The organism is Nocardia sp. NPDC059229, from assembly GCF_042754165.1.
Lineage (GTDB): Bacteria > Actinomycetota > Actinomycetes > Mycobacteriales > Mycobacteriaceae > Nocardia.
Window position 1 is genome coordinate 17056 of the sequence record NZ_JBHZAK010000011.1, and the last position, 21420, is coordinate 38475.

Here is a 21420-nt window from a genome sequence, read left to right on the forward strand (position 1 = left end):
GACATGATGGTGCGTTCGCCGGCGGATGCCGTGGTCGCTCCTGATCGCCCGGGTCGCGGCATGTGCGGACGTCAGTCCGGTGTGCGAGGTCAGGGTCGTGGTGTGGTGGTACGGCTGATGACGCGTGGGATGTCGAGGGCTGCCAGTTTGTCGGGGTTGCGGATGCCGTAGCCGTTGATGATCTTGTCGTCGGCGATTTCGAACACGAGCACCGCTTCCAGGTTGTCGCCGATATGGCAGACGAGTGCGGGTTGGCTGTTGCAGTTCACCGCCTCGATCCGGACGTCCTGGTGTCGCTGGGCATACCGGAAGACCGCCATGAGTATGGCGCCCACACGCTCGGCGCCGACCATGACCAACTCGCGAAGCGCGGTCGCCTTGCCGCCGCTGTCGGTGGTCCAGGTGATATCCGGCGCGAGAAGCGACAGCAAGCCATCCATGTCACCGGTGGTCGCGGCGGACATGAATCGTTCGGCGACCGCGGCGGCTCTGGTGGTGTCGACAGGACCGAACCGGTTGCGCCGCGCCTGCACATGATTCGGGCGCGGCGGGACATCTGGTACACGGCGTCAATGGATTGACCAGTCGCCGAAGCGATTTCGATGTAGTCGAAGTCGAAGACATCGCGCAGCACGAACACTGCCCGTTCCGCCGGGGTGAGCGTTTCCAGTACCACCAGCATCCCCATCGACACTGATTCGGTGAGCACGACATCAGCGGAAGCGTCACTGTCGGCGAGCAACAACGGCTCGGGCAACCACGGACCGACATACTCCTCGCGGCGGCTGGCACTGGCCCGCAACGCATTCAGGGCCTGCCGGGTCACCACTTGCGCGAGATACGACTTGGTATCACGGACCGTTGCCAGATCCACCCGCCTCCACCGCAGGTAGCTGTCTTGCAGCACATCGTCGGAATCGGTTGTGGAGCCGAGGATTTCATACACGATGGTGAACAGCAGGGGTCGCAGGTGCAGGAAGCGCTCAGTGTGCTCGTCGGCCTCGGTCACGGGTGCGACACCGCCTCCGGCTCGGCACCTCGTATGTTCTTCCGCCTGCCGAGCCCCATGAAGGACGGGATCGCACCGGGCTTACGGGCCTCCCTGCGGATGGTACTCACCGGACCCGCGAGACCCACCCCTTCCTTGATCACCCCGGCCACACGCCCGCCGATGTGCAGATTCACGGGAGTGTCGTCGCGACGGCTGAACTGCATCGCACCGGCGCGGCGGCCCAATCCCACGGTGCAGGCCACAAAGGCTACATCCAACACGACGGGCTCGGTGCCCGCGATGCGGGCCAGCACGTTGTCGGCGGCTTGGGCGCCCAAGGGCTGGGCGGCATAGCAGCTCATCCGCAGTGGGCGGCTCGACGGGGCGGACGCGTCGCCGGCAGCAACGATGCGGTCGTCATCGATGCTGGTCAACGTCTCATCGGTGAGTAACCGGCCCAGCGCGTCGGTACGCAGGCCACTACGCGAGGCCAGATCGGGCACACCGAATCCAGCGGTCCAGATCGTGACCGCGCTGGGCAGCACACTGGCATTCGACAGCACGACGGCATCACGCCGCACTTCACTCACCCGCGCATCCTCGAGTATCTCGACTCCATTCTTGGTCAGCCACTTTGCCCATCGGCTCAATGGCAAGCCATTCGCGTCGAGCTTGTCCATCTCGTTGACAAAGTTTTCGTGACCGTCCGCCGAGCCGGTTTCGACAAGCTCACGGCCAACTTATCTCCGCACACCAATGTGACGGCGCGGCCCTGCTCGACCAGCTCGGCGGCCGTCTCGATTCCGGTGAGCCCGCCGCCCACGACGACGATCGGCGTTGCTTCGGGCACCTCCCCGATCGCGTCGCGCAGCCGTTTCGCATGCTCGAATTCAGCGATGGGATAGGCATACTCGGCCGCACCCGGAATCGAGGTGGGCATCGCCGCAGTGCTGCCGACCGCATAAACGAGATAGTCGTAATCGAGCTCGCGACCCGAACCCAGCTCCACGGTGCGGCCGGCGGTATCGATACGGACGGCACGGTCGACGACCAGCCGTACGCCCGGGCCGAGCAATGTGTCGTAGCCGATGTCGGCCTCATGGGTACCGGCCACGAACTGATGCAGCCGCATCCGCTCGACGAACTGCGGCCGCGGATTTACCAGCGTGATCTCGACATCACGACGTAGCCGCAACCGATTGGCCGCCACAGCGCCGGCGTAACCGCCGCCGAGAACGACAACCTTGGTGATCGTGTTGAAATCAGTCATACCCTCCGGACACGCCCCACCACCCAGATCTGACATGAAGTGACACGCGTCATATCCACCCCACCTCGGCCGCTTCGTCCGGTCGATGCAGCACTCGACGGAAAGAGCCGAGTAGCACATCTCCTGAATCGGGTAATCCTGCGAACCGCACGCCATTCGGCTAGTTGGAGACTGGTGTGAGGATCGGATCCCGGCCAGGATTTGGTCCAGGTGCCCGGTGGGATGCTCGCAATATTCGGCTGCCCACCGTCCGTTTTGGTGTGGCTCTCTAATGGCTTGCCTCCCATCGGGTGCCGTGCAGGGAGTGGCTGAAGAGGGGCCTGCCCCATGCTCGAACTAGCGGTGCCCTCCCGCACGACACCACGATGTCGACCACGGGAGGAACCGGCGATGAGGGTCATCATCGGGATGGATCCGCACAAACGCTCGGCCACCATCGACATCATCGACGCCACCGGAAGGGTCCTGACCGGCGGCCGGTATGCCACCGATACCGCCGGATACAACGAAATACTCTCTGCGGGACGGCAGTTCACCGAGGGGGTCTGGGCTGTCGAGGGCTGCAACGGCATCGGGCGCCAGCTGGCGCACCGGCTGGTCCGCGACGGGGAGACCGTGATCGACGTGCCCGCGAAACTCTCGGCGCAGGTGCGGGTCTTCGCCACCGGCAACGGCCGCAAAACCGACCCGGTCGACGCTCACTCGGTCGCCCTGGCCGCCCTGCACGCACCGAACCTGCGACGCGTCGAAGCCGACCCGGAACTGATCGCCCTGGGCATGCTCGCCGACCGCCGAGACGAACTCGGCCGGGCACGCACCGAAACCCTGTGCCGACTGCACCGGCTGCTGCTGGAGTTGATTCCCGGTGGCGCCAAGACGTTTCTGTCTGCTCGCCAAGCCCGTGACCTGATCGCCACGATCACCCCGCAGGATGCCGCTGCCCGGATCCGGCGGCGTTTGGTCACCGAGCTGATCGAGGATCTGGAAACCATCGACAGCAAGACCATGGCCGCGGACAAGGAAGTGCGGGCCCTGGTCACCGAGCGCGGCTCCACGTTGATGGACTTACACGGAATCGGACCATCCTCAGCGGCAAGGCTTTCGGCTGATACCGGCGATATCGGTCGATTCGCCACCCGGGACCGGTTCGCGTCCTGGAATGGCACCGCACCACTGGATGCGTCGTCGGGTGATCAGCAACGGCATCGGCTTTCCCGCGCCGGCAACCGCAAGATCAACCGAGCATTGCACATCATGGCTATCGTCCAACTCCGCAACCGCACCGCAGGCCGGCTCTATTACGACGGCCGCAAAGCAGGCGGGAAGACCTCGATGGAAGCGCTGCGCGCCCTCAAACAACGACTGTCGAACGTCGTCTACGCCCGGATGCTCGCCGATCAGCGGCGTCGTGAATTAGCAGGCCCGGGAGGGCAATCGGGAACGACTTCTGACTCCAGCGCGACCGGCTCCAACCCGCACACCGATCCTTCGGACAAGCCACATCCCGGACCCGAGATCCAGGCTAACCCCACACCCACACCGAAGTCTTGACGTAGAGGGGTGCCAATAGCGTGGACTGCCGGCGGCCGCACGGCGCTCTGCCCGTTGATCTTCCGATGCCCCGCGCTGGCCGGTTCGGTCAGCGCGGTATGCGGCACAAGAGTGCGTTGCCTACGAGCGGCTGGTGCCGTGTCCGGAAAGGTCGATGCTGTAACCGTCACCCGGGGTGGCGTGGAGCGGCGCAGACGGCCGGTTCGTATACCCTCCTCCAGGTCCACTTCGGAAGAGGGCGATCCGGCGTGGCTCGCACTCTTCTTCGCGTCGATGGTTGTATGGGGTAGAGAGATGGCGAGTAGTGACGTCGAGCTGGCAGCTCGTTGGTGGCAGTGGGCGATGTCGGTGCCGAACGCCAAGAATCCGGTAGTGGACAAGACCGGAGAGTTCGCCGCGATCGATCAGCCGACCGATGTCTGGTTCCTGGCAGGCACCTTCGGTGGGCGAGTCGAGCGGCGGTGCACGATTCCGCACGGCCGGCCGATCTTCTTCCCGGCTTTCAATATGTTCCAGAAGGTTCCGGACGGATTATTCGCGCGTGGCGAGGTGCCGGTGGCGCCCGCGGCGTCCGGTCACGCCGCATTGAACGGAGTCCCGCTGCCTGTGCGAGCAGTGACCAACGACAAGGCATTCCGGATCACGGCGGCAGCGGGCGGTCCCTTCGGTCACACCGGCCGGTTCAAGGCCAAAGCTTGGGGTCTGTGGGTCCGTCTCGATGATCTCGCGCCTGGCGACTACGTCCTTACCTTCGGTGGCGAATACGAGCCCGGCGGCTTCTGGGTCGAGATCACCTATCAGTTGGAGATCCGCTAGTGCCGCGTCAAGCAACGTTTGGTCGGTGATCCGCACTCCGGACCTTTGACCCGACCGCAAAGTCCCGGAACTCGGTACAGCTGGCCGGTCCGCAAGTCCAGGGCACCGAACATATGCCGGACACCCTGGGTGCGATGGTAGATCGCCCGCAACCGTTTCGGCCGACCAGTGGCAAACCAGCTGTGGCCTGCTCGGGGCAGCAGATTCAACGGCCCGAACTCGTCCACGCAGATCACCTGGCCGTCGGTGGGCGGACTGTCGTAGAGGTCCGGGACCCGGTTCATCTTCTCGATGAACGCCGGGTCGTTGCCGGACTTCCATGTCTTCGTGGACTGCCACGACACCAGCCGGCCTTCATGATTGCGGGCAGCGTCCATGCGTTCGCGTGCCGGTCAGAACGCGCGGGTTGCGGCAAAAGAGCACACTGCCATGCGCGCATGAACTGCCAACCCAACCGTTCTAGACGCGCACTACAGCTGAGGAATTGGCGTGAAACTGCTGTTCCACAGCGGATTGTGCGGGATTGCACCGGTCGTCCGAAACTCGGCATGAGCGCGCACTGCCGGTGGTCGTACGGCGCTCTGCCCGTTGACCTTCCGATGCCCCGCCCTGGCCGGTTCGGTCAGCGCGGTATGCGCCATGAGCGTGCGAACCTATAGAGGACCATCCTTTGCTTGTCGGAGGTTCGCATGTCCGTTGTGCCTTCGGTAATCAGCGCAGTTGCGGCATCGATAGCGGCTGCGTTAGCAGGTATTACTCTGTACATCTCGGGCCGTCGCGAGAACCGAAAATGGCTGCGCGAGTCTCTGATTGATACCTACGTGGACTACTTGGACGCCAGCTTCCGTAGCGGCGGCGCGTACGCGCGAATTGCTCGAGTCGAGGGCCACGACGCCAGCATGTACACGGAGATGCGAACGCGAACGGACGACGCGTACAACGCCCAAGCTGTTGTGCTTACTCGACTTCGCCTCATCGCACCAAGGAGTGTCGTGTCGGCTGCTGAGGCGCTCCACCTCGCCGACTACGGTGTCATGCGCGCCACCTTCGCCCGCCAGCAGCCACCAACCGACGATGATGAATGGATCGCCGCTCGGGACGAGCAACACCGCTCTCGGGAGCACTTCATCCGCGTTACCAGACAATCGCTGCGGCTCGGACAGGGTAGTTCTATCACAAGGGGATTCGAGTTCCCGGGCCCGTGACGACCAGAACCGCCTCAGTGCCTCATCGGCATTACCGTGCAGTGCCGACGGCCGCGCGCTACCCGAGATAATCTCTGCCCGTTGGTCTTCGAGGTCGCCGCGTGATCGAGGCCGCGGCCGGTTCTCGTGACAGTGAACTCTTCGACCGAATCGTCGAGGAGAACCGAGAAGACCTCGAAGCCGACCTCGAGGAGCGCGAGCCCGAGGAGATCGGTGAGCTCGAAGCCTTGCGGAGGCTGATCTTCGACGAGGACACCAGCTATGACTGGAACAACACCTTCAATCACGCCTACCGCACTTGGCCTCTGGATTCGATTGCCGCTGGCTGCAGGACATCGACCACGGGGTCCCGTCGGATATACTTCCGGCGGGAAAGGTGGACGCGCCTGGTTTGACGCGCCCACCGGGTGTTGCTTCCTCCTAGCTCGGTAGGCAGCCGCTCACACAGCGGCCTCACCTTCGATGGAGAGGAATTGATATGCGCGCCATCCAGATTGAACAGTTCGGCGACCCCGCGCAGGTGCTCCGCGTCGTCGACATCGAGGAGCCGCCGCCACCGGGCCCGCATGAGGTTCTGTTGAGCGTTGAGGTCTCGCCGTTGAACAAACACGACCTACTGGTTGTCACCGGCATGCTGGCGCGACCACCCCTGCCCCACATACCAGGCGCAGAGGGCGTCGCGCGCGTTCTTGCCACCGGCGCCGAGGTCGATGGACTTCAAGTCGGCGATCTGGTCGTGCTACCCCTGTATGCCGGCGCGTGGCGTGAGCGGCTCGTCGTGCCCGCCGACGGCCTGTTCGCACTCCCCGCCGGCGGCAACATCGAGCAGTACTCGATGCTGGGCAGCAACCCCCCGGCGGCAGGGTTGATGCTCAGCGAATGCACCCCCCTGCACCCCGGTGACTGGGTGGTTCAGAACGCCGCGAACTCCGGCGTGGGACGATCCTTGATCGCGCTGGCCAAACTCCGGGGACTGAACACGATCAACCTCGCCCGTGACAACTCGACGTTCGCCGAGCTCACAGCAGCCGGGGCCGACGTCGTCCACGTCGACGACCCCGATGCCGTCGGCGATGTCCGAGCAGTGATCGGCGACGCACGAGTGGCGCTGGCAGTGGAAGCCGTCGGCGGTCCGGGGGTCGGGCGGCTGCTCGAATTGCTGTCCGACGGTGGATGGTTGGTCAGCTATGCCTGGGCCAGGGACGAACCCATGTGGGTCGACACCTCGACACTGGTCGGCAAACACCTCACCGTCCGCGGATTCTTTGTCGGCGACTTCGACTACCACGACAAGGTGATGCCCGTCATTCGCGAGGCGGCACCGCTGGTGGCCGACGGCACCCTCGTTGTCCCCGTGGCGGGCGTGTACCCCCTCGAGCACATCCAGGACGCGGTACAACATCTCCTCCGCGGCGGCAAGATCCTGCTGAAAGTGGCCGGGCGATAAAGGCGACGAGCGCGCCCTCGGCACGGATATCCCTCGAACCCATCACCGAGCGAAGATGGACGGCATCCCCGTCGCCGCATCGCCATAACACTGCAGGCCATGCTCCTAGAAGACCCGTCGACCTGCCTGGGCCCGTCGTGGTCGATCACCACCGCATGATGGTGGTGTTTATCGATATCGATCCCAACCCATGCCTGCTCCGACTCGGTCTCCCATGGTCGTCGTAAAGCGTTGTCCCGCAGACGACCTCGCTGGCAGACCCCTACACAGCGACTGTCCGCAATGTTCGATCAGCAGCCGAGTCGTCCTGAGAGGGTGCCGGGCGGCCAATCAACGTCAGCCACCCACGGCAGATCTTCCGTAGCCACACCCGGCACCCCGGGGTACTCGAGACCCTACGACCGCCCCGAGACCCCGGCAATCGACATAGGGATCTTCCGATGCCCCGCGCTGGCCGGTTCGGTCAGCGCGGCATGCGGCACGACCGGACGTTGCTCACGCCGCGAGCGAGCAAACGGTCGCGCCGGTTATATCTACTCCGCAATCTCGGTTCGTTCGAACCACTCGTACACAGGCAGCCGCCCCTCGACGGTATCGGTGAACCTTGGGGTGCTTTTGTAATGTTCGTAGCCAGCACGACGCTCGATCTTCACCTCGAAACCGGGCGGCGTGATCGGCACGATTCGTGTGGGCATGTCATCTGGTCCGCCTTCGATGAAACACTTCGTCGACATCATGCGCTCCTCTCGTTGATTGACCAGCTCAGCGGCATTCTATCGATCAGTTAACGGCAGAAGTGGGGCAACGGAAAACTGCCGATACACATCCTCCATTCGACAGAAGAGGATGTCCTGGGTCGCAGTCTGTCTCGTTGCCGGCCGCGCCCGCTCTGGCCGATTCGGACCCGCGAGATGCGGCAGATGAGTCTGACCTGCCGCCCAGTGATGCCACGACCGCCCAGGCGGCGCGGGACCGCGATGAGCCCCAGCGGAACCAGCAGGCCGAGGATCTGCCAGCGTTCGGTGAGCGGCTTGCCGGGCGACAGCGTCCGCTCGGCCGGAACGGGCATGTGCAGCTTGCTGATCCGAGCGTAATCCCGCTGTAGCGATCTGAAATCTAGCAACGCTAGACAAGCTGCTGAGGAGGGTGTTACCGTTGCTCCAGTTTCTAGCCATGCTAGACATCAGGAAAGGGAAGCCGAAAGTGCTCCAATGCCCATGATCACCTGTTCATTGCCATTGCCGGACTGTGTACCGCGCTGATTCTGTTTTGATCTCAGAGCGGGTAGCCATCCTCCGCGATGTCGCGGTCCCGCTGAACCGCCGACGCAAGACGGGCGGGACGCGGCAGGCAACAGCTTGCGCTTCCCGCACCCAACAACTTCCGGCTGATCGCCGGGGCACACCTGATATCGAATTCACTGAGGAGTAACTGAAATGACCTTCACCATCAATGAACAGCAGTTCCTCGCGGAGGCCGGGATCGGTCGGCTGGCGACGGTGTCGCCCGACGGCGTTGTGCAGAACAACCCGACCAGCTACCGGGTGAACGCCGACGGCACGATCGACATCGGGGGCATGCGGATGCGTGCCAGTCGAAAGTACCGCAATGTCGAGGCGGGCAGCCGGGTGTCGTTCGTCGTCGACCAGCAGGTTTCATTGGAGCCATATGTGATTCGCGGCATCGAGGTACGCGGCACGGCCGAGGCGCTCGATGACGAGGAGCCCCCGTTCCAGCCCCAGGAACGCGCGGTCATCCGAATTCACCCCGAACGGATCATCTCCTGGGGCATCGACGGCGGATCCTTCGACTTCATCAGTCGCGGCGCCGAGTAGGCCACTACACAAGACAGATCAAGAACGCTCCGACGTTGACGGCGGGCGGAAGGATCCAGGGTAAGCAGGGGAGAGCGGAATAGCCGGCCATGGCTTCGGACCGTTGCTCCGCTACGGGGGCAGATGCCGGTTCGGCTGTGGCCACGCCCGCACCGGCGGTGATGACGGATGCAATCGCTAGGGCTGTTGTCAGTGCACTCGATTTCTTGGTCATGGCAACCTCCGCTGTAGTGGTACCCGGACGACCTAGCCGAGTGCACTCGATTGCGCTCGGTCCGCTGGGCAGGTCGACCCGGCGGGGGCGGAATGCTCGAACACCAATTAACCCGCTCAGGAGGGGTCCTCCGCAAGGGGCTCCGTTCGGACATCGGACTTTGCCGGTGAAGAAGCCCGCTTCCGCCGTCCACGTAACCCCGGACACGCTGTGCCCCAACCACTTGCCGGTTAACGCGTCTTCGAAGCCCGCCGATCTTGACTCGACAGCGGCGCGCGCACCCCACCCCGGGATGCGCGCGCCAGTTCGATCAATGCAAGGAACAACATGCGCAAGACTCTGTTCGCCCTGTCCGGCCTCGCCTTCGCCACCGCCGCCGCGGTGCTGCCCGCGGCCCCGGCCCAGGCCGCCCCCGGCTCCTGGGGCGCGATCGCGGTGTCCGACTACGGCGACCTGGGCTGGTCCTGGAACTACGACACCGAGGGCTCGGCGAGCCAGGCCGCCATCGACAAGTGCGCCAAGGCGAGCTGCTCGACCGTCACCACCTTCACCGGCTGCGGCGCGGTGGCCTTCTCGGATTCGATGAACAAGTACACCGGCGGCTACGGCGCGACGCCGGACGACGCCGAGAACTCCGCCAAGTGGTACTCCGACTCCTACCTGGTGCGCACGGCCATCTGCAACGACTGACCCAGGGGAGCCGGACGACCGCCCTGACATGGTCGGCCGACCCCGGAGTCCTTGCGCTGGAGCCCCTTTCGGGGCTTCAGCGTTCGGCGGCTTCGACCGCCTTGAGTACCGTCTCCGCATCGGCGGGGGCCGCCTCGTTCTCCCAGAACGGCGCGGCGACAGCGTAGGGCGTGCCGTAGACGGGGGTTTCGGGTTGCGTGCGCCAGCTGTCGGCGAGCGAGCCGATATCGACGGTGTCGTAACCGAGCCTGCTGATCAGTTCCGCCGCAGCGGTTTTCGCCGCGGTATCGTCACCGGCGATGGGCAGCGCGGTGCGATCGGCCGCCCCGGCGGGGCGGGCCAGCACGGCCAGATGCTTGAACAGGATGTTGTTGAACGCCTTCACGACCCGTGAGCGCGGCAGATGCCGTTGCAGCAGTTCGGAACTGGTGGCCACACCCGCGTCCAGGTCGGCGAATTCGCCGTCGCGACCGGGGTAGTAGTTGTTGGTGTCGATGACCACCTTGCCGACCAGCGGATCGGCCGGTACCTGCTGATAGGCCTTGAGCGGTACCGTCACCACCACGATGTCTCCCGCGGCGGCCGCCTCGGCCGGGGTCGCGGCACGGGCCCGCTCCCCCAGTTCGGCCACCAGCTCCGCCAGGCTCTCCGGCCCTCGTGAATTGCTCAGCACCACATCGATTCCCGCGGCCACAGCCAGCCGGGCCAGGGTGCCGCCGATATTTCCGCTTCCGATCAATCCGAGCGTCGTCATGCCCGCTGGTAACGCGGTCGCGGCGGGCAATGTTCCCGCGAGATCCGCCGGCGGTCACCGGGTGGGCGGGTCCAGGTCGCTCCCACGGCCGCCGGCACGCGACGGCCGTGGGAGCTCGCCGGGTGGTCTCAGCCGAGGGTGATGGCGTCGAGGCAGGTGCGCAGGAACTCGGCGGAGACGACCGGCGCCAGGCCGGAGACCCGCCCGATGGGCGGCTCGAGGGGTGTCACCCGGGCGTCGTGGTCGAGTTCGTAGAAGTAGATGAGCGACACCAGGTCCTCGTCGGGTGCGGACGCCTGGGGCGGGAGTACGCGGTGGCGGCCCGCGGGCCAGCGCTGGCCGCTCCAATAGGCCAGCAGGTCACCGATGTTCACGGTCAGGGCGGACGGGTCGTAGGGCGCGTCCGCCCAGCCGCCGTCCTCGGTGTAGACCTGCAATCCGCCCGCACCGGGTTCGCGGTCGAGGACGGTGACGGTGCCGAAGTCGGTGTGCGGACCGATGCGGAACTGGCCGGGTTCGGGCGGGCCGACCTCGGCCAGCGGCGGGTACCGGTTGATATTGCAGGTCCAGGTCGGGCGGCTCGCCAGGCCCTCGAAGGGGTTGTGCGGCAGGTCGAGTGCCGCGGCGAAGAGGGCGAGCAGTTCGTCGGAGAGGGTGCGCATGGCCGCGGTGTAGGCGAGGAACAGCTCGCGCAGCTCGCCCACCTCCTCGGGCCACACATTGTCGAGGAACCACACGGTGTCGATCAGGGCGTCGCCGGTGCGGGTGTCCGCGCCGATCGCGAAGGTCTCCTTGAGGTCCGGCGGGGTCTCGGTGCCCTCGGCGTAGCCGTTGGCCTCGAGGCCGGGACCGATCCAGCCGCGCCCGCCGACGGAGACCGCGTACCGCTGTTTCACCTCCGGCGGGAGCGCGAAGAAGCGCCGGGCCGCCGCACGCAGGTCGGCCGGAAGCCCGTGCGGCACACCATGTCCGCGCACCAGGAGGAATCCGGCGCGCTGCATGCCCGCGTCCACCTCGCGCAGCACCGTGGCCGCGGTCTCGCCGCCTTCGCGCCAGCGGTCCAGGTCGACGGTCGCGATAGGGGTCATTCCGCCACTCCTATGTCCTCGTTCCAGAGTTCGGGCCGTTCCGCGATGAAGCGGGTCATCATGTCCACGCAGGCCGGGTCGTCGAGCACGGTGATGGAAACCCCGTGTGCGGCAAGCCAGTCGTGGCCGCCGGTGAAGGTGCGCGACTCCCCCACGATGACCGCGCCGATGCCGAACTGGCGGACCAGGCCGCTGCAATACCAGCACGGGGACAGGGTGGTGACCATGATGGTGTCGCGGTAGTCGCGGCGGCGGCCGGCATTGCGGAAGGCGTCGGTCTCGGCGTGCACGCTGGGGTCGTCGTTCTGGACGCGGCGATTGTGGCCGCGGCCGAGCAGGTTGCCGGCGCTGTCGAACAGGGCCGCCCCGATGGGAATCCCGCCTTCCCGTAGCCCGAGTTGCGCCTCGTCATAGGCGGTGACCAGCAGATCCTGTGCGTTGATCATGCCGATCATGCTGCCACCGCGACGCGTGCGATCCGGGACCGGTTCACGATCAGATAGGCCGCGCCGGAGAGCACGAAGCCGACGAAGAAGGTGATGTCGCCCAGCTGCGGCACCGCCTTGGCGACGAAGCCGACGAACTTCTCCTGATTGGAGAACAGCAGCACCGACACCACCAGCCCCGCCACGAACGCCGCCACGCCGGCCCAGTTGCGGTGGTCGCGGTCGTAGAGCAGATGGTCGATGCGCTGACCGCGACGCAGGTACTCGTCGGCGAACACCACACCCAGCCACGGCCCGATCCAATACGCGACGATGAGCAGGAAGCCCTCGTAGCTGGCCGCCGCGTCCGGCAGCGCCCACCAGGCGACCAGGAACCCGATCACGCCGAAGGCCGCCGACACCAGCGCCCGCTGCGTGCGCACCGAGAACGTGAAGCCCATGGTCACGAAAGCCATTGCGCCCGAGTAGACATTGAGCGCATTGGCGGCCACCGCGCCCACCGCGATGGCCAGCAGGGTCAGGTCCGCCAGCAGCTTGGGCAGGTTGGCGGTGAACACATCGGTGGGGCTGCCCTGCGCGGTGCTCGCCACGGTCGCCGAGGCCGCACCGACCACCTCCAGCCAGACACAGGAAATAAACAGGCCCGCCGAGGCATACGCACCGGTCGCGGCCCGTGACACCGTCGCGGGCAGATAGCGGGAGTAGTCCGCCGCGTAGGGATTCCAGCCCGCGCCGTAACCGAAGGCGGTGCCGACGGTGAGCAGGAATCCGCCCATGCCGCCCACGCCCCCGGCCGGTGCGGGTGCGCCCAGCGAGGCTTTGATGAAGATCACCACGGTGACGATGGCGAACACGATGGCCAGCAGCGGGAAGGCGATGCGTTCCACCGCCTGCACCAGGTTGTGGCCGAAGAAGGCGAAGGCGGTCTGCACCACCACGATCACCAGCAGCGCGGTCAGTTTCGGCATGCCGGTCAGGGAATTCAGCGCGAACGCGCCGCTGACGGAGTTGGTGGCGAACCAGCCGACCCCGCACATGACCGACATGAACGCGGCGGGCAGGGTGTTGCCGCGATAGCCGAAGGCCAAGCGCCCCAGCACCATTTGCGGGACACCGTGCAGGGGCCCGCGCGCCGACAGCAGGTAGTGGGCGGCCGCGCCCATCCCGGTACCCACGACGATGCCCAGGCTCGCCTGCCAGAAGGTCATGCCGTACGCGGTGACGGCGAGCACGCCCACGAAGACGGTGGCGAACTCCATGTTCGGAGACATCCACGTCCAGAACAGTTTTCGCGGCGTACCGTGCCGGGCGTCCTCGGGGATGTAGTCGTCGCCGCCGGGCTCGACGGCTATCACGCGGTCGCCGTATGCGGAACGGATCTCGGTGTCGGTCATAGCTTTCCGCCTCTCAGCGCTCGTGGGACTCTTCCAGCACGGTCCGGCCCAGCAACGCATAGCGGCCGGGGTCGGTGCGCTTGAGGTACAGGGCGTAGCCGATACCGGCGATGGCCACCGCGGCCACCAGGTAGGGCGTCGCCTTCAGAATCAGCGATCCGGCCTCGCTTCCGGCCGCGGTGTCCATATTGAGGACCAGCAGCAGCACCACGCCGATCATGGCCACGCCGCCCACCAGCGGGGCCACCAGAGTCCGGAACCAGTGCCGGGTTTCGGGGTGGTGGTTGCGGAAGTAGGCGATGACCGCGAAGGAGCACACGGCCTGCACGATCAGGATCGCCATGGTGCCGAGCACCGCCATCAGCGTGTAGAGGCTCGCGTAGGGGTCCTTGCCCGCGAGGCCGAAGGCCAGCACCAGCACGGCCGAGAAGACGGTCTGCACCAGACCGGCGATGTACGGGGATCCGTTCTGCGGGTGCGTCTTTCCGATCGTCCGCTTCAACGCCGGAATCACGTCCTCGCGGCCGAGCGCGTAGAGGTAGCGGGAGGCGCAGTTGTGGAAGGCCATGCCGCAGGCCAGCGAACCGGTGACCATGAGCCACTGCATGGCGTCCACGGCCCAGTGCCCGACATAGCGTTCGGTGGGCGCGAAGAAGAGATTCATCGGATTGTCGGAGGCGGCCAGTTCCATGGCCCTGCCCTGCCCGTTGCCGGAGATGGTCATCCAGGAGATGAACAGGTAGAACACGCCGACACCGAGGACGGCGATCATGGTGGCGCGCGGGATGATTCGCTTCGGATCCTTGGATTCCTCACCGTAGATGGCGGTGGATTCGAACCCGACCCACGACCAGAAGGCGAAGAACAGTCCCAGGCCCGCGGACGCGCCGTGGAAGGCGTTGACCGGATTGATCGGGGCCAGCGACAACCCGTCCGGCCCGCCGCCGTGCAGCAGCACCGACAGGCCCATGACCGTCAGCACGGTCACCTCGGTGACCAGCAGCACGATGAGCAGCCGCTCGGCCACGGCGACGCCGAACCAGGTACCCAGGCCATTGATCACCAGCATCAGGATGGCGAACACCCACCACGGAATGTTCACGCCCACCTGGTCGGAGACGGTGTTGTGCGCGAAGCTCGAGAAGATGCCGATCAGCGACGGCTCGAACACCATGTAGGCGAAGGTGGCCAGCAGCCCGGCCGACAGGCCCGCGGTGCGGCCCAGCCCGTAGGAGATGAAACCGTAGAACGCGCCGGTGGTGGTGATGTGCTTGGCCATGGTGGTGTAGCCGACCGTGAAGATGGCCAGCACCACCATGGCGATCAAAAACGCCGCGGGCGTGCCGATTCCGCTGCCGGCCGACATCATGAACGGCACATTGCCCGTCATGGCGGTGATGGGCGCGGCCGTCGCGACGGCCATGAACACCACACCGAGCAGACCGACCACATTGGGTTTGAGCCGCGACACCCCCGCTGCGGATGTGTCCGATCCCCCGGAAAGTACGGTTGGTGCACTCGATTCCATGGTGAAGCTCCTCAATCTTGGTCGACTGACCTGCGAGGAATGTTCGGGCTGGAATGTTGCCTGGATATGAAACGGAGTTACCGGCAGAAACCAAAGGAGTGACTCAGGTCACTATTCTTACAGTCAGCCGGAAACCCGGTCCGGTACTTTACGGATCGTATGGCGCACAGCCAGTTCGATTCGCACACCGCAGCGGATCGCGTCACCAATCTGGCTTCAGTTAGCTGAATTCAGCCACTAGGGTTGGTGCATGGACAACGACCTCGCCCGCGAGGTGTGGCGCGTGCTGGAGCCCTTGCACGCCGTCACCTATTTCGCCGCCGACTGCATCGCCGCCAACAAAGCCGTTGGCCTGCGCGGCTTCTGGATGGGCTACTTCGCGTCGCGCTCCGCCCCGCTCGGCGCGGTCGGACCGTCGGTCGTCGAGGCGACCTTCTACAACTTCCATCCGGCCATGGTCCGGCGGGCCATTCCGGATGCCTGGGGTTTCGCCGCACCGGACGCGATCATCGCCACCCGCACCATCGCCGCGGCCGCGGTCCTGCGCACCGTCGTGCCCGATATCGCCGACATCGCCGCCCGCGCGGTCCCGCGCCTCCATCAGGCCATTGCCACCGCGCCGGCGGCGGGCCGCCCGCTCTTTGCCGCCAATCGCGACCTGCCCACCCCGGACGACTCCGTCCACGCCCTCTGGCAGGCGGTCACGGCGCTGCGCGAACACCGCGGCGACGGCCATGTGGCATGCCTGCTGAGCGAGGGCATCGACGGCTGCGAGGCGCACGTACTGTTCTCGGCGTCCACCGGCACGCCCGCGCAGCTGTGGCGCGACAATCGCGGCTGGAGCGAAACCGATTGGAAGGCAGCGCGAGAGCGGCTCACCGACCGCGGCCTGCTCAACTCCGAGGGCATCACCGAGGCCGGGCGTGCCCTGCGCGCGCACATCGAGGCCCGCACCGATGCCCTGGCCATGACCGCCTACCGCGGCGTCCCGGGCATCCTCGAAATGCTGTCCGCCCTCACGCCGGCCGCCCGCGCCGTGGTCCGCAGCGGCGAGGTCCCCTACCCGAACCCGATGGGCGCCGACCCCGCCTGAGGTCACCAGACGCCGGGGACCAGGCGCTTGGTCGTGTGCCGATAGGTCTCGTAGGGCGCGCCCAGGGTCGCCACCAGCGTCTTCTCCTCGAGCGTGATCCGGCGCAGGAACGCGTAGACCGGGACCACGGTGGTGAGCAGCAGGGACACGTAGTTGCCGGCGGCCAGGCCGAAACCCAGCGTCAGCAGCAGGATGCCGGTGTAGGAGGGGTGCCGGATCCACCGGTAGGGGCCGGTGCTGATGACCGGCTGGTCGCGGTCCACCTCGACGGTGGTGCGAAAGTGCTTGCCCAGCACCGCGATCGCCCAGGCTCGCACGACCAGGCCCAGCCACATGAGAGCGACGCCGAGGATCTGCCACGGCAGGACCGGGCCGGGAAAACGCAGCGGGCTGTCGGCCGGGAGGAGGATTCCGGCGAAGCTGGCGACCGTCATGGCGGCAGCCACCAGCACGAAGATGAGGAGCCTGGTGTGGCCGTCCCCGGCGGTGGAGCCGGTGCCGCGCATGCGATCCCGCACCCGCAGCGCGATCTCGAATGCCATCCACGCCCAGGTGGTGTACACGGCGATGGTCACGTCGGACTCCCTTCCAGTTCGAGATAACCATCAAACGGGATCGGCCCGCATCAGGGATCCACCCGGAGAATGAACCCTGACCGCCCCGGATCAGACTCGATGACGACACTGCGCCCCGCTCGATGACGACACCGCGCCCCGATCAGTACCGCTCGAGTCGAATGGCATTGGCGGCCTTCGCGATCGGCTTCATGATCGGGCGCAGGGCCATGCCCTTCCACGGCATCCAGCGCAGCATGCGCATCATGGTCATCTGCATGCGCAGGGCGCGGGCGTCGGCGGCGACCATCTGGGTGGCGTTGTTCCAGCCGAGGGTCAGGTTCTCGTCGACGTACTCACGCATGCGCTCCTGGTAGGCGGCGAAGGCGACGCGGTGGTCGCCGGCGGCGGCGCGCAGCTCACCGGCCAGCACGTACGCCCCGACCAGGGCCATGCTGGTGCCCTGCCCGGACAGCGGGGACGGGCAGTAGGCGGCGTCGCCGACCAGCGCGACGCGGCCCGAGGACCAGCGCTCCAGATGGATCTGGCTCACCGTGTCGAAATAGAAGTCCGGTGAGTCCGGCATGGCGTCGAGCAGGGTCGCCGTCTCCCAGCCGCCGCTGGCGAAGACCTCGGCCACCAGTCGCTGCTGTGCGGCGGTGTCGCGGCGGTCCGGCAGATGCTCGGGGGCGGGAAAGATGAACTGTGCCTTGGCCGCCGAGCGCTGGGTGCTGTACACCTGCACGACCTTGCCGGGGGCGGCGTGGATGAGCTCCCAGTGATCGAGGTCCAGGTAGTTCGGCACCGAGATGACGCAGGCGGCCATGCCGGTGTGCCGGGCGAACTGCTCCTCCGCGCCGAAGACGCTGCGGCGCACCGTGGAATGCATGCCGTCCGCGCCGATCACCAGGTCGAACACCTGGGGAGCCGCGTGACGGAAGTGCACCTCGACGCCGTCCGCGTGCTCGATCAGCTCGGTGATGGCGTCGCTGAACCGGTAGTCGACGCCGCTCTTGCCGGCGTCGAACAGGATTCGCGCCAGGTCGCCGCGCAGCACCTCGTCGTCGCCGGGCGAACGCATGCCGATCAGGTCCGGTCCGAGGGTGGCGATCGCCTTGCCGGTCGCGTCCACCCACGCGCCGCCGCGCATATCGGTGGAGGCCTTGCGGATCTCGTCGGTGAGCCCCATCCGCTCGACGACTTCCATTGCCACGCCGCGGATATCGACCTTGTACCCGCCCTCGCGCAGGGCCGGAGCCTGCTCCACGACGGTGACGGTGAAACCGTACTTCTTCAGCCAGAAGGCGAGGGCCGGGCCGGCGACGCTGGCGCCGGAGATGAGGACGGTCTTGTTGGCGAACTGCTGTGTGCTGGTCATGTCACACAGCTTCGGCCGGGGCGCTCACCAACCCCTCACCGTCGGCTCACCGGCCCTCACCAACATCCTGACCTGCGATTTCAAGCGTCGTCCAACAGTGCGAGACCCTCCCGCGCCCGCTCGTGCGCCTCAGTGATGGCGATCGAACCTCCGGCCGGGATCTCCAGCACCGACCGGTACAGATTCCGCGCTGCGGCCGGGTCCTCGGCACGAGCGATATCCCCCAGGCCGCGAAGTGCACCGGCGTACATGTCGATCGCGCCGTGGGTCCGCGACAGCTCCGCTGCCCGTTCATAATCCGCGCGCGCCGCCTCGACATCCTGCTCCGCCGCCCCGCCGAGGTGGATATCGCCGCGACGGGTCAAGAGGTCGGCAGTGTCCGCGGCCCAACCCAATTCGGTGTTCACCGCGATCGCCTCATCGATCAGAGTCAGCGAGGCGGCCCGATCGCCGCGCCGCTCGGCCACGGCCGCCAGCTTGTCCAATGCGGCCGCGATCGCCCACCGGTCCCCGATCCGCCGGAACCCCGCCAGCGCCGCCGCGAACTCCGGCTCGGATTCGCCGACCTGCCCGGCCATGAACAACGCCATCCCGTCCCCCAGCCGCAGAAACGCCTGCGACCAGTCATCCGCTCCGAACGGCCGGCGCAACTCCGCAGGCTCCCCGGGCAGCATCCCGCCCGCGAGCGCGAGCAGAAAGATCAGATGCGGCTGCCGCATCGGATGCTCCAGCGCCGCAACCCCCGCCGCCGCCCGCTCGACCTCGGCCGCGAGATCATCCCGTCCCCGCGCCGCCACCGCCACCACCAGCGCGTATTGCTCCGCATCCACGGCAACCAGCCACTCGGGCCGGGATATGCGAGCCGCCGCGGCGACGCTCGACCCCACTCCCGGTGCATCATGCCCAGCAGCGGTTTCCGCAACGAACGGCACGCGCCGCTCCTCGGCTGGAGGGCGCGCATCCGACCTGTGCGCCGCGGTGGGAGTGATCAGCGCTGCTGGCTCGTGGAGATCTGCGTCTCGGCGGTCGCCGACGTCATCACGGCGCACCGGCTGACCCTGCGGCCGGGCGGCAGTGGCCGGCCGACGTACCGCCGAATTCAGTTCGGGTAGTAGGCGGTTGGCGAGGGCGGGGCCGTCGCCGGAGTGGCCGGTGAGCCACCAGTACCAGGCTTGGGCGGCGATGAGGCGGGCGGCGAGGGCGGGGTCGGCGGTGGCAGACCAGTGCAGGGCGGACTGGAGGTTGTCGTGGTCGGTGGTGAGGCGGGCCAGGTGCTGGAGTTGGGTGGCGGTGCGGAGTAGGGGGTCCGCGGTCTCGGCTGTGTCGGCGAAGTATTCGGCGTGGGCGCGTTGGGTTTCCTCGTGGTCGCCGGACTCGATGGCGCGGGTGCGGGCGAATTCGCGGATGGTTTCGAGCATGCGGTAGCGACCGGCGGCGATGTCCAGGAGGGATTTGTCGGCGAGGTCGGAGAGAAGGTCGTCGATATCGTCGATGTCGCACACCCGGCGGGCCTGTTCGGCGGTCGCGCCGCCCGCGAAGACCGAGAAGCGCTGGGCCAGTTGCTGTTCGGCGGGGTCGAGGAGTTCCCAGCTCCAGGCCACCACGGCCTGCAGGGTCTGGTGACGGGGTTCGGCGGTGCGGTCGCCGCGGGCCAGCAGGCGGAAGCGGTCGGTGAGGCGGGCGTCGATCTCGGGGAGGTCGAGGGTGCGCAGGCGGGCGGCGGCGAGCTCGATGGCGAGCGGGAGGCCGTCGAGGCGGCGGCAGATGCGGCCGACCAGGGCGATGGTGCCCGCGTCCGGAAGGAAGCCGGGCCGGACCGCGGCGGCCCGGTCGGCGAACAGGCGCACCGCCGGGGCGGCCAGCTGGTCGGCCAGCGGCGAATCCGGTGGGGCCATGGGCAATTGGGGGACGGGGAACAGCGTTTCGCCCGTGACCCGCAGCGCCTCGCGGCTGGTGGCGAGAATCCGCAGGCCCGGGCACGCGACCAGCAGGCGGCGCGCGAGGCGGGCGATATCGAGGACGACGTGCTCGCAATTGTCGAGGATGAGCAGCAGCGGACGGTCGGCGAGCACGGCGACCAGCTGCGACTCGAAATCGCGTGGTCCGGGGGCCGCATGCGCCGACAGGTCGCGGCAGCCCAGGACGCTCGCGATCGCCTGGGCCGCCTGCACACCGTCCACCAGCGGCGCCAATTCGACGAAACAGACGTCGCCGCGGACCCGGCCGCCCGCCGCCAGCGCCAGGCGCGTCTTCCCGGTGCCGCCGGGGCCGATCAGGGTGACGAGGCGGGCCTGGGCGACCAGTGGCACCAACCGCGCGAGTTCGTCCTCCCGGCCGACGAAACTGGTGAGCGGGGTGGGCAGCCGCCGATTCGACACGGCCGCAACCTCATCCGCGCGCAGGATCGCCAGGTGGGCGTCCATGAGCTCGGCCGAGGGATCGGCCCCGAGCTCGTCGGCGAGCAGCCGCCGTCCCGCTTCGAAGGATTCCAGCGCCTCGGCCTGGCGGCCGGCCGCGTACAGGGCACGCATGAGCAGAGCGCGCGCCCGCTCCCGGAGGGGCTGCGCCGCAACCAATTCCGACAGTACCGCCACCACCGCCTGCGAATCCCCCACCGCCAGCGCCGCCTCGGCCCGATCCTCCTCGGCGGCCAGCCGGGCCTCGTCCAGCCGCGCGCCCTGACTCTCGGCGAAGGGCGCGTCCCGCACATCGGCCAGCGCCGGACCGCGCCACAATCCGAGCGCCTCGTCCAGCAGTGTCATCGCCGCGCCGGAATCCCGGTCCCGCAAGGCTTTCCGCCCCCGCTCTGCCAGCCGCGCGAATCGGAGCGCATCCACCGATTCCGGGTCGACCGCCAATCGATAACCCGCCCCGGCCGACTCGACGAACTCGCCGTCCCCCACACCAGTGCGCAGCGCCCGCCGCAGCCGCGACACCTGCGACTGCAACGCATGTCCCACATCCCCCGGTGGCTCCGACCCGTACAGGTCGTCGATCAGCCGCTCCCGCCCGACCACCCGCCCGGCATCCAATGCCAACACCGCCAGCAAGGCCCGCACCTGCGGACCCCCGACCGGAAACGGGCCCCCATCGGCCCGTCGCGCCTCGATCGGACCCAGAATCCCGAACTCCACGCGGCCAGTATGCCCGGGCCGGACCTGGCCCC

Annotated in this window: 18 protein-coding genes and 2 pseudogenes; 8 read left to right on the top strand and 12 right to left on the bottom strand. The window is 67.2% G+C overall.

The annotated features are described in order from the left end of the window. Positions 1-89: 89 nt before the first annotated feature. Positions 90-1009, bottom strand: a pseudogene (gene sigJ, locus ACFXHE_RS24200) (RNA polymerase sigma factor SigJ). Beyond that, positions 1006-2261, bottom strand: a pseudogene (locus tag ACFXHE_RS24205) (NAD(P)/FAD-dependent oxidoreductase). The pseudogenes sigJ and ACFXHE_RS24205 overlap by 4 nt, the downstream one beginning before the upstream one ends. Positions 2262-2651: 390 nt before the next feature. On the opposite strand from ACFXHE_RS24205, the gene ACFXHE_RS24210 reads away from it, so the two are divergent. Both ACFXHE_RS24210 and ACFXHE_RS24215 read left to right on the top strand, forming a co-directional pair. Beyond that, entirely contained in the window at positions 2652-3812 is a 1161-nt protein-coding gene (locus tag ACFXHE_RS24210) for an IS110 family transposase (protein WP_379386472.1), read from the top strand. Between the two features lie 294 nt (positions 3813-4106). Next, positions 4107-4628 carry a hypothetical protein gene (locus ACFXHE_RS24215; protein ID WP_379386474.1) on the top strand — a complete coding sequence of 174 codons (522 nt, stop codon included), beginning with the start codon at positions 4107-4109 and terminating at the stop codon, positions 4626-4628. On the opposite strand, the gene ACFXHE_RS24220 is transcribed toward ACFXHE_RS24215, so the two are convergent. Then, a complete protein-coding gene (locus tag ACFXHE_RS24220; protein WP_379386476.1) occupies positions 4625-5005 on the bottom strand; it encodes a hypothetical protein in 381 nt (126 codons plus the stop codon). The genes ACFXHE_RS24215 and ACFXHE_RS24220 overlap by 4 nt on opposite strands. 312 nt (positions 5006-5317) lie before the next feature. Between ACFXHE_RS24220 and ACFXHE_RS24225 the strand changes: the two genes are divergently transcribed. The 3 genes from ACFXHE_RS24225 (at position 5318) to ACFXHE_RS24235 (ending at position 7280) form a co-directional block, all read left to right on the top strand. Continuing rightward, complete coding sequence (locus ACFXHE_RS24225; RefSeq protein WP_379386478.1) at positions 5318-5833, top strand: hypothetical protein; 516 nt, start codon at positions 5318-5320, stop codon at positions 5831-5833. Between the two features lie 101 nt (positions 5834-5934). Then, a complete protein-coding gene (locus ACFXHE_RS24230) occupies positions 5935-6228 on the top strand; it encodes a hypothetical protein (RefSeq protein ID WP_379386480.1) in 294 nt (97 codons plus the stop codon). Between the two features lie 83 nt (positions 6229-6311). Beyond that, positions 6312-7280 carry a zinc-dependent alcohol dehydrogenase family protein gene (locus tag ACFXHE_RS24235; protein WP_379386482.1) on the top strand — a complete coding sequence of 323 codons (969 nt, stop codon included), beginning with the start codon at positions 6312-6314 and terminating at the stop codon, positions 7278-7280. Positions 7281-7813: 533 nt separating this feature from the next. Here ACFXHE_RS24235 and ACFXHE_RS24240 read toward each other — a convergent pair. Continuing rightward, positions 7814-8017: a DUF5988 family protein gene (locus ACFXHE_RS24240; protein ID WP_379386484.1), complete on the bottom strand. Its 204-nt coding sequence runs from the start codon at positions 8015-8017 to the stop codon at positions 7814-7816. 699 nt (positions 8018-8716) lie between these two features. On the opposite strand from ACFXHE_RS24240, the gene ACFXHE_RS24245 reads away from it, so the two are divergent. Both ACFXHE_RS24245 and ACFXHE_RS24250 read left to right on the top strand, forming a co-directional pair. Next, on the top strand, positions 8717-9115 hold the full coding sequence (locus ACFXHE_RS24245; protein WP_379386486.1) for a PPOX class F420-dependent oxidoreductase: 399 nt from the start codon (positions 8717-8719) through the stop codon (positions 9113-9115). A gap of 541 nt (positions 9116-9656) precedes the next feature. After that, complete coding sequence (locus tag ACFXHE_RS24250; protein ID WP_379386488.1) at positions 9657-10019, top strand: DUF4189 domain-containing protein; 363 nt, start codon at positions 9657-9659, stop codon at positions 10017-10019. A 76-nt stretch (positions 10020-10095) separates the two neighbouring features. On the opposite strand, the gene ACFXHE_RS24255 is transcribed toward ACFXHE_RS24250, so the two are convergent. The 5 genes from ACFXHE_RS24255 to ACFXHE_RS24275 form a co-directional block, all read right to left on the bottom strand. Further along, a complete protein-coding gene (locus tag ACFXHE_RS24255) occupies positions 10096-10773 on the bottom strand; it encodes an NADPH-dependent F420 reductase (RefSeq protein ID WP_379386490.1) in 678 nt (225 codons plus the stop codon). 128 nt (positions 10774-10901) lie between these two features. After that, positions 10902-11861, bottom strand: a complete 960-nt coding sequence (locus tag ACFXHE_RS24260) for an isopenicillin N synthase family dioxygenase (RefSeq protein WP_379386492.1) — start codon at positions 11859-11861, stop codon at positions 10902-10904. Beyond that, positions 11858-12307 carry a nucleoside deaminase gene (locus tag ACFXHE_RS24265; RefSeq protein ID WP_354851255.1) on the bottom strand — a complete coding sequence of 150 codons (450 nt, stop codon included), beginning with the start codon at positions 12305-12307 and terminating at the stop codon, positions 11858-11860. Before ACFXHE_RS24265 ends, ACFXHE_RS24260 begins: the two co-directional genes overlap by 4 nt. A 5-nt stretch (positions 12308-12312) precedes the next feature. After that, entirely contained in the window at positions 12313-13701 is a 1389-nt protein-coding gene (locus tag ACFXHE_RS24270) for a purine-cytosine permease family protein (RefSeq protein WP_379386494.1), read from the bottom strand. Positions 13702-13714: 13 nt separating this feature from the next. Continuing rightward, positions 13715-15229 carry an APC family permease gene (locus tag ACFXHE_RS24275; protein ID WP_379386495.1) on the bottom strand — a complete coding sequence of 505 codons (1515 nt, stop codon included), beginning with the start codon at positions 15227-15229 and terminating at the stop codon, positions 13715-13717. 250 nt (positions 15230-15479) lie between these two features. Here ACFXHE_RS24275 and ACFXHE_RS24280 point away from each other — a divergent pair, with 250 nt between their 5' ends. Continuing rightward, complete coding sequence (locus ACFXHE_RS24280; RefSeq protein ID WP_379386496.1) at positions 15480-16322, top strand: hypothetical protein; 843 nt, start codon at positions 15480-15482, stop codon at positions 16320-16322. A 2-nt stretch (positions 16323-16324) separates the two neighbouring features. Here the strand turns inward: ACFXHE_RS24280 and ACFXHE_RS24285 are convergent, their stop codons facing one another. The 3 genes from ACFXHE_RS24285 to ACFXHE_RS24295 form a co-directional block, all read right to left on the bottom strand. Further along, positions 16325-16897 carry a methyltransferase family protein gene (locus ACFXHE_RS24285; protein ID WP_379386497.1) on the bottom strand — a complete coding sequence of 191 codons (573 nt, stop codon included), beginning with the start codon at positions 16895-16897 and terminating at the stop codon, positions 16325-16327. A gap of 142 nt (positions 16898-17039) precedes the next feature. Next, positions 17040-18254, bottom strand: coding sequence for an FAD-dependent monooxygenase (locus ACFXHE_RS24290; protein WP_379386499.1), 1215 nt, complete (start codon positions 18252-18254; stop codon positions 17040-17042). 80 nt (positions 18255-18334) lie between these two features. After that, positions 18335-21388, bottom strand: a complete 3054-nt coding sequence (locus ACFXHE_RS24295; RefSeq protein ID WP_379386501.1) for a BTAD domain-containing putative transcriptional regulator — start codon at positions 21386-21388, stop codon at positions 18335-18337. Positions 21389-21420: the final 32 nt, after the last annotated feature.

Excerpts from the sequence above, each read along its gene's own strand:
- ACFXHE_RS24255 (WP_379386490.1), bottom strand. The coding sequence starts at position 10,773 with ATGACGACGCTCGGATTGATCGGAAGCGGAAATATCGGCGGCACCCTG.
- ACFXHE_RS24250 (WP_379386488.1), top strand. The coding sequence starts at position 9,657 with ATGCGCAAGACTCTGTTCGCCCTGTCCGGCCTCGCCTTCGCCACCGCC.
- ACFXHE_RS24260 (WP_379386492.1), bottom strand. The coding sequence starts at position 11,861 with ATGACCCCTATCGCGACCGTCGACCTGGACCGCTGGCGCGAAGGCGGC.
- ACFXHE_RS24240 (WP_379386484.1), bottom strand. The coding sequence starts at position 8,017 with ATGATGTCGACGAAGTGTTTCATCGAAGGCGGACCAGATGACATGCCC.
- ACFXHE_RS24210 (WP_379386472.1), top strand. The coding sequence starts at position 2,652 with ATGAGGGTCATCATCGGGATGGATCCGCACAAACGCTCGGCCACCATC.
- ACFXHE_RS24225 (WP_379386478.1), top strand. The coding sequence starts at position 5,318 with ATGTCCGTTGTGCCTTCGGTAATCAGCGCAGTTGCGGCATCGATAGCG.
- ACFXHE_RS24280 (WP_379386496.1), top strand. The coding sequence starts at position 15,480 with ATGGACAACGACCTCGCCCGCGAGGTGTGGCGCGTGCTGGAGCCCTTG.
- ACFXHE_RS24290 (WP_379386499.1), bottom strand. The coding sequence starts at position 18,254 with ATGACCAGCACACAGCAGTTCGCCAACAAGACCGTCCTCATCTCCGGC.
- ACFXHE_RS24270 (WP_379386494.1), bottom strand. The coding sequence starts at position 13,701 with ATGACCGACACCGAGATCCGTTCCGCATACGGCGACCGCGTGATAGCC.
- ACFXHE_RS24235 (WP_379386482.1), top strand. The coding sequence starts at position 6,312 with ATGCGCGCCATCCAGATTGAACAGTTCGGCGACCCCGCGCAGGTGCTC.
- ACFXHE_RS24220 (WP_379386476.1), bottom strand. The coding sequence starts at position 5,005 with ATGGACGCTGCCCGCAATCATGAAGGCCGGCTGGTGTCGTGGCAGTCC.
- ACFXHE_RS24265 (WP_354851255.1), bottom strand. The coding sequence starts at position 12,307 with ATGATCAACGCACAGGATCTGCTGGTCACCGCCTATGACGAGGCGCAA.
- ACFXHE_RS24275 (WP_379386495.1), bottom strand. The coding sequence starts at position 15,229 with ATGGAATCGAGTGCACCAACCGTACTTTCCGGGGGATCGGACACATCC.
- ACFXHE_RS24215 (WP_379386474.1), top strand. The coding sequence starts at position 4,107 with ATGGCGAGTAGTGACGTCGAGCTGGCAGCTCGTTGGTGGCAGTGGGCG.
- ACFXHE_RS24245 (WP_379386486.1), top strand. The coding sequence starts at position 8,717 with ATGACCTTCACCATCAATGAACAGCAGTTCCTCGCGGAGGCCGGGATC.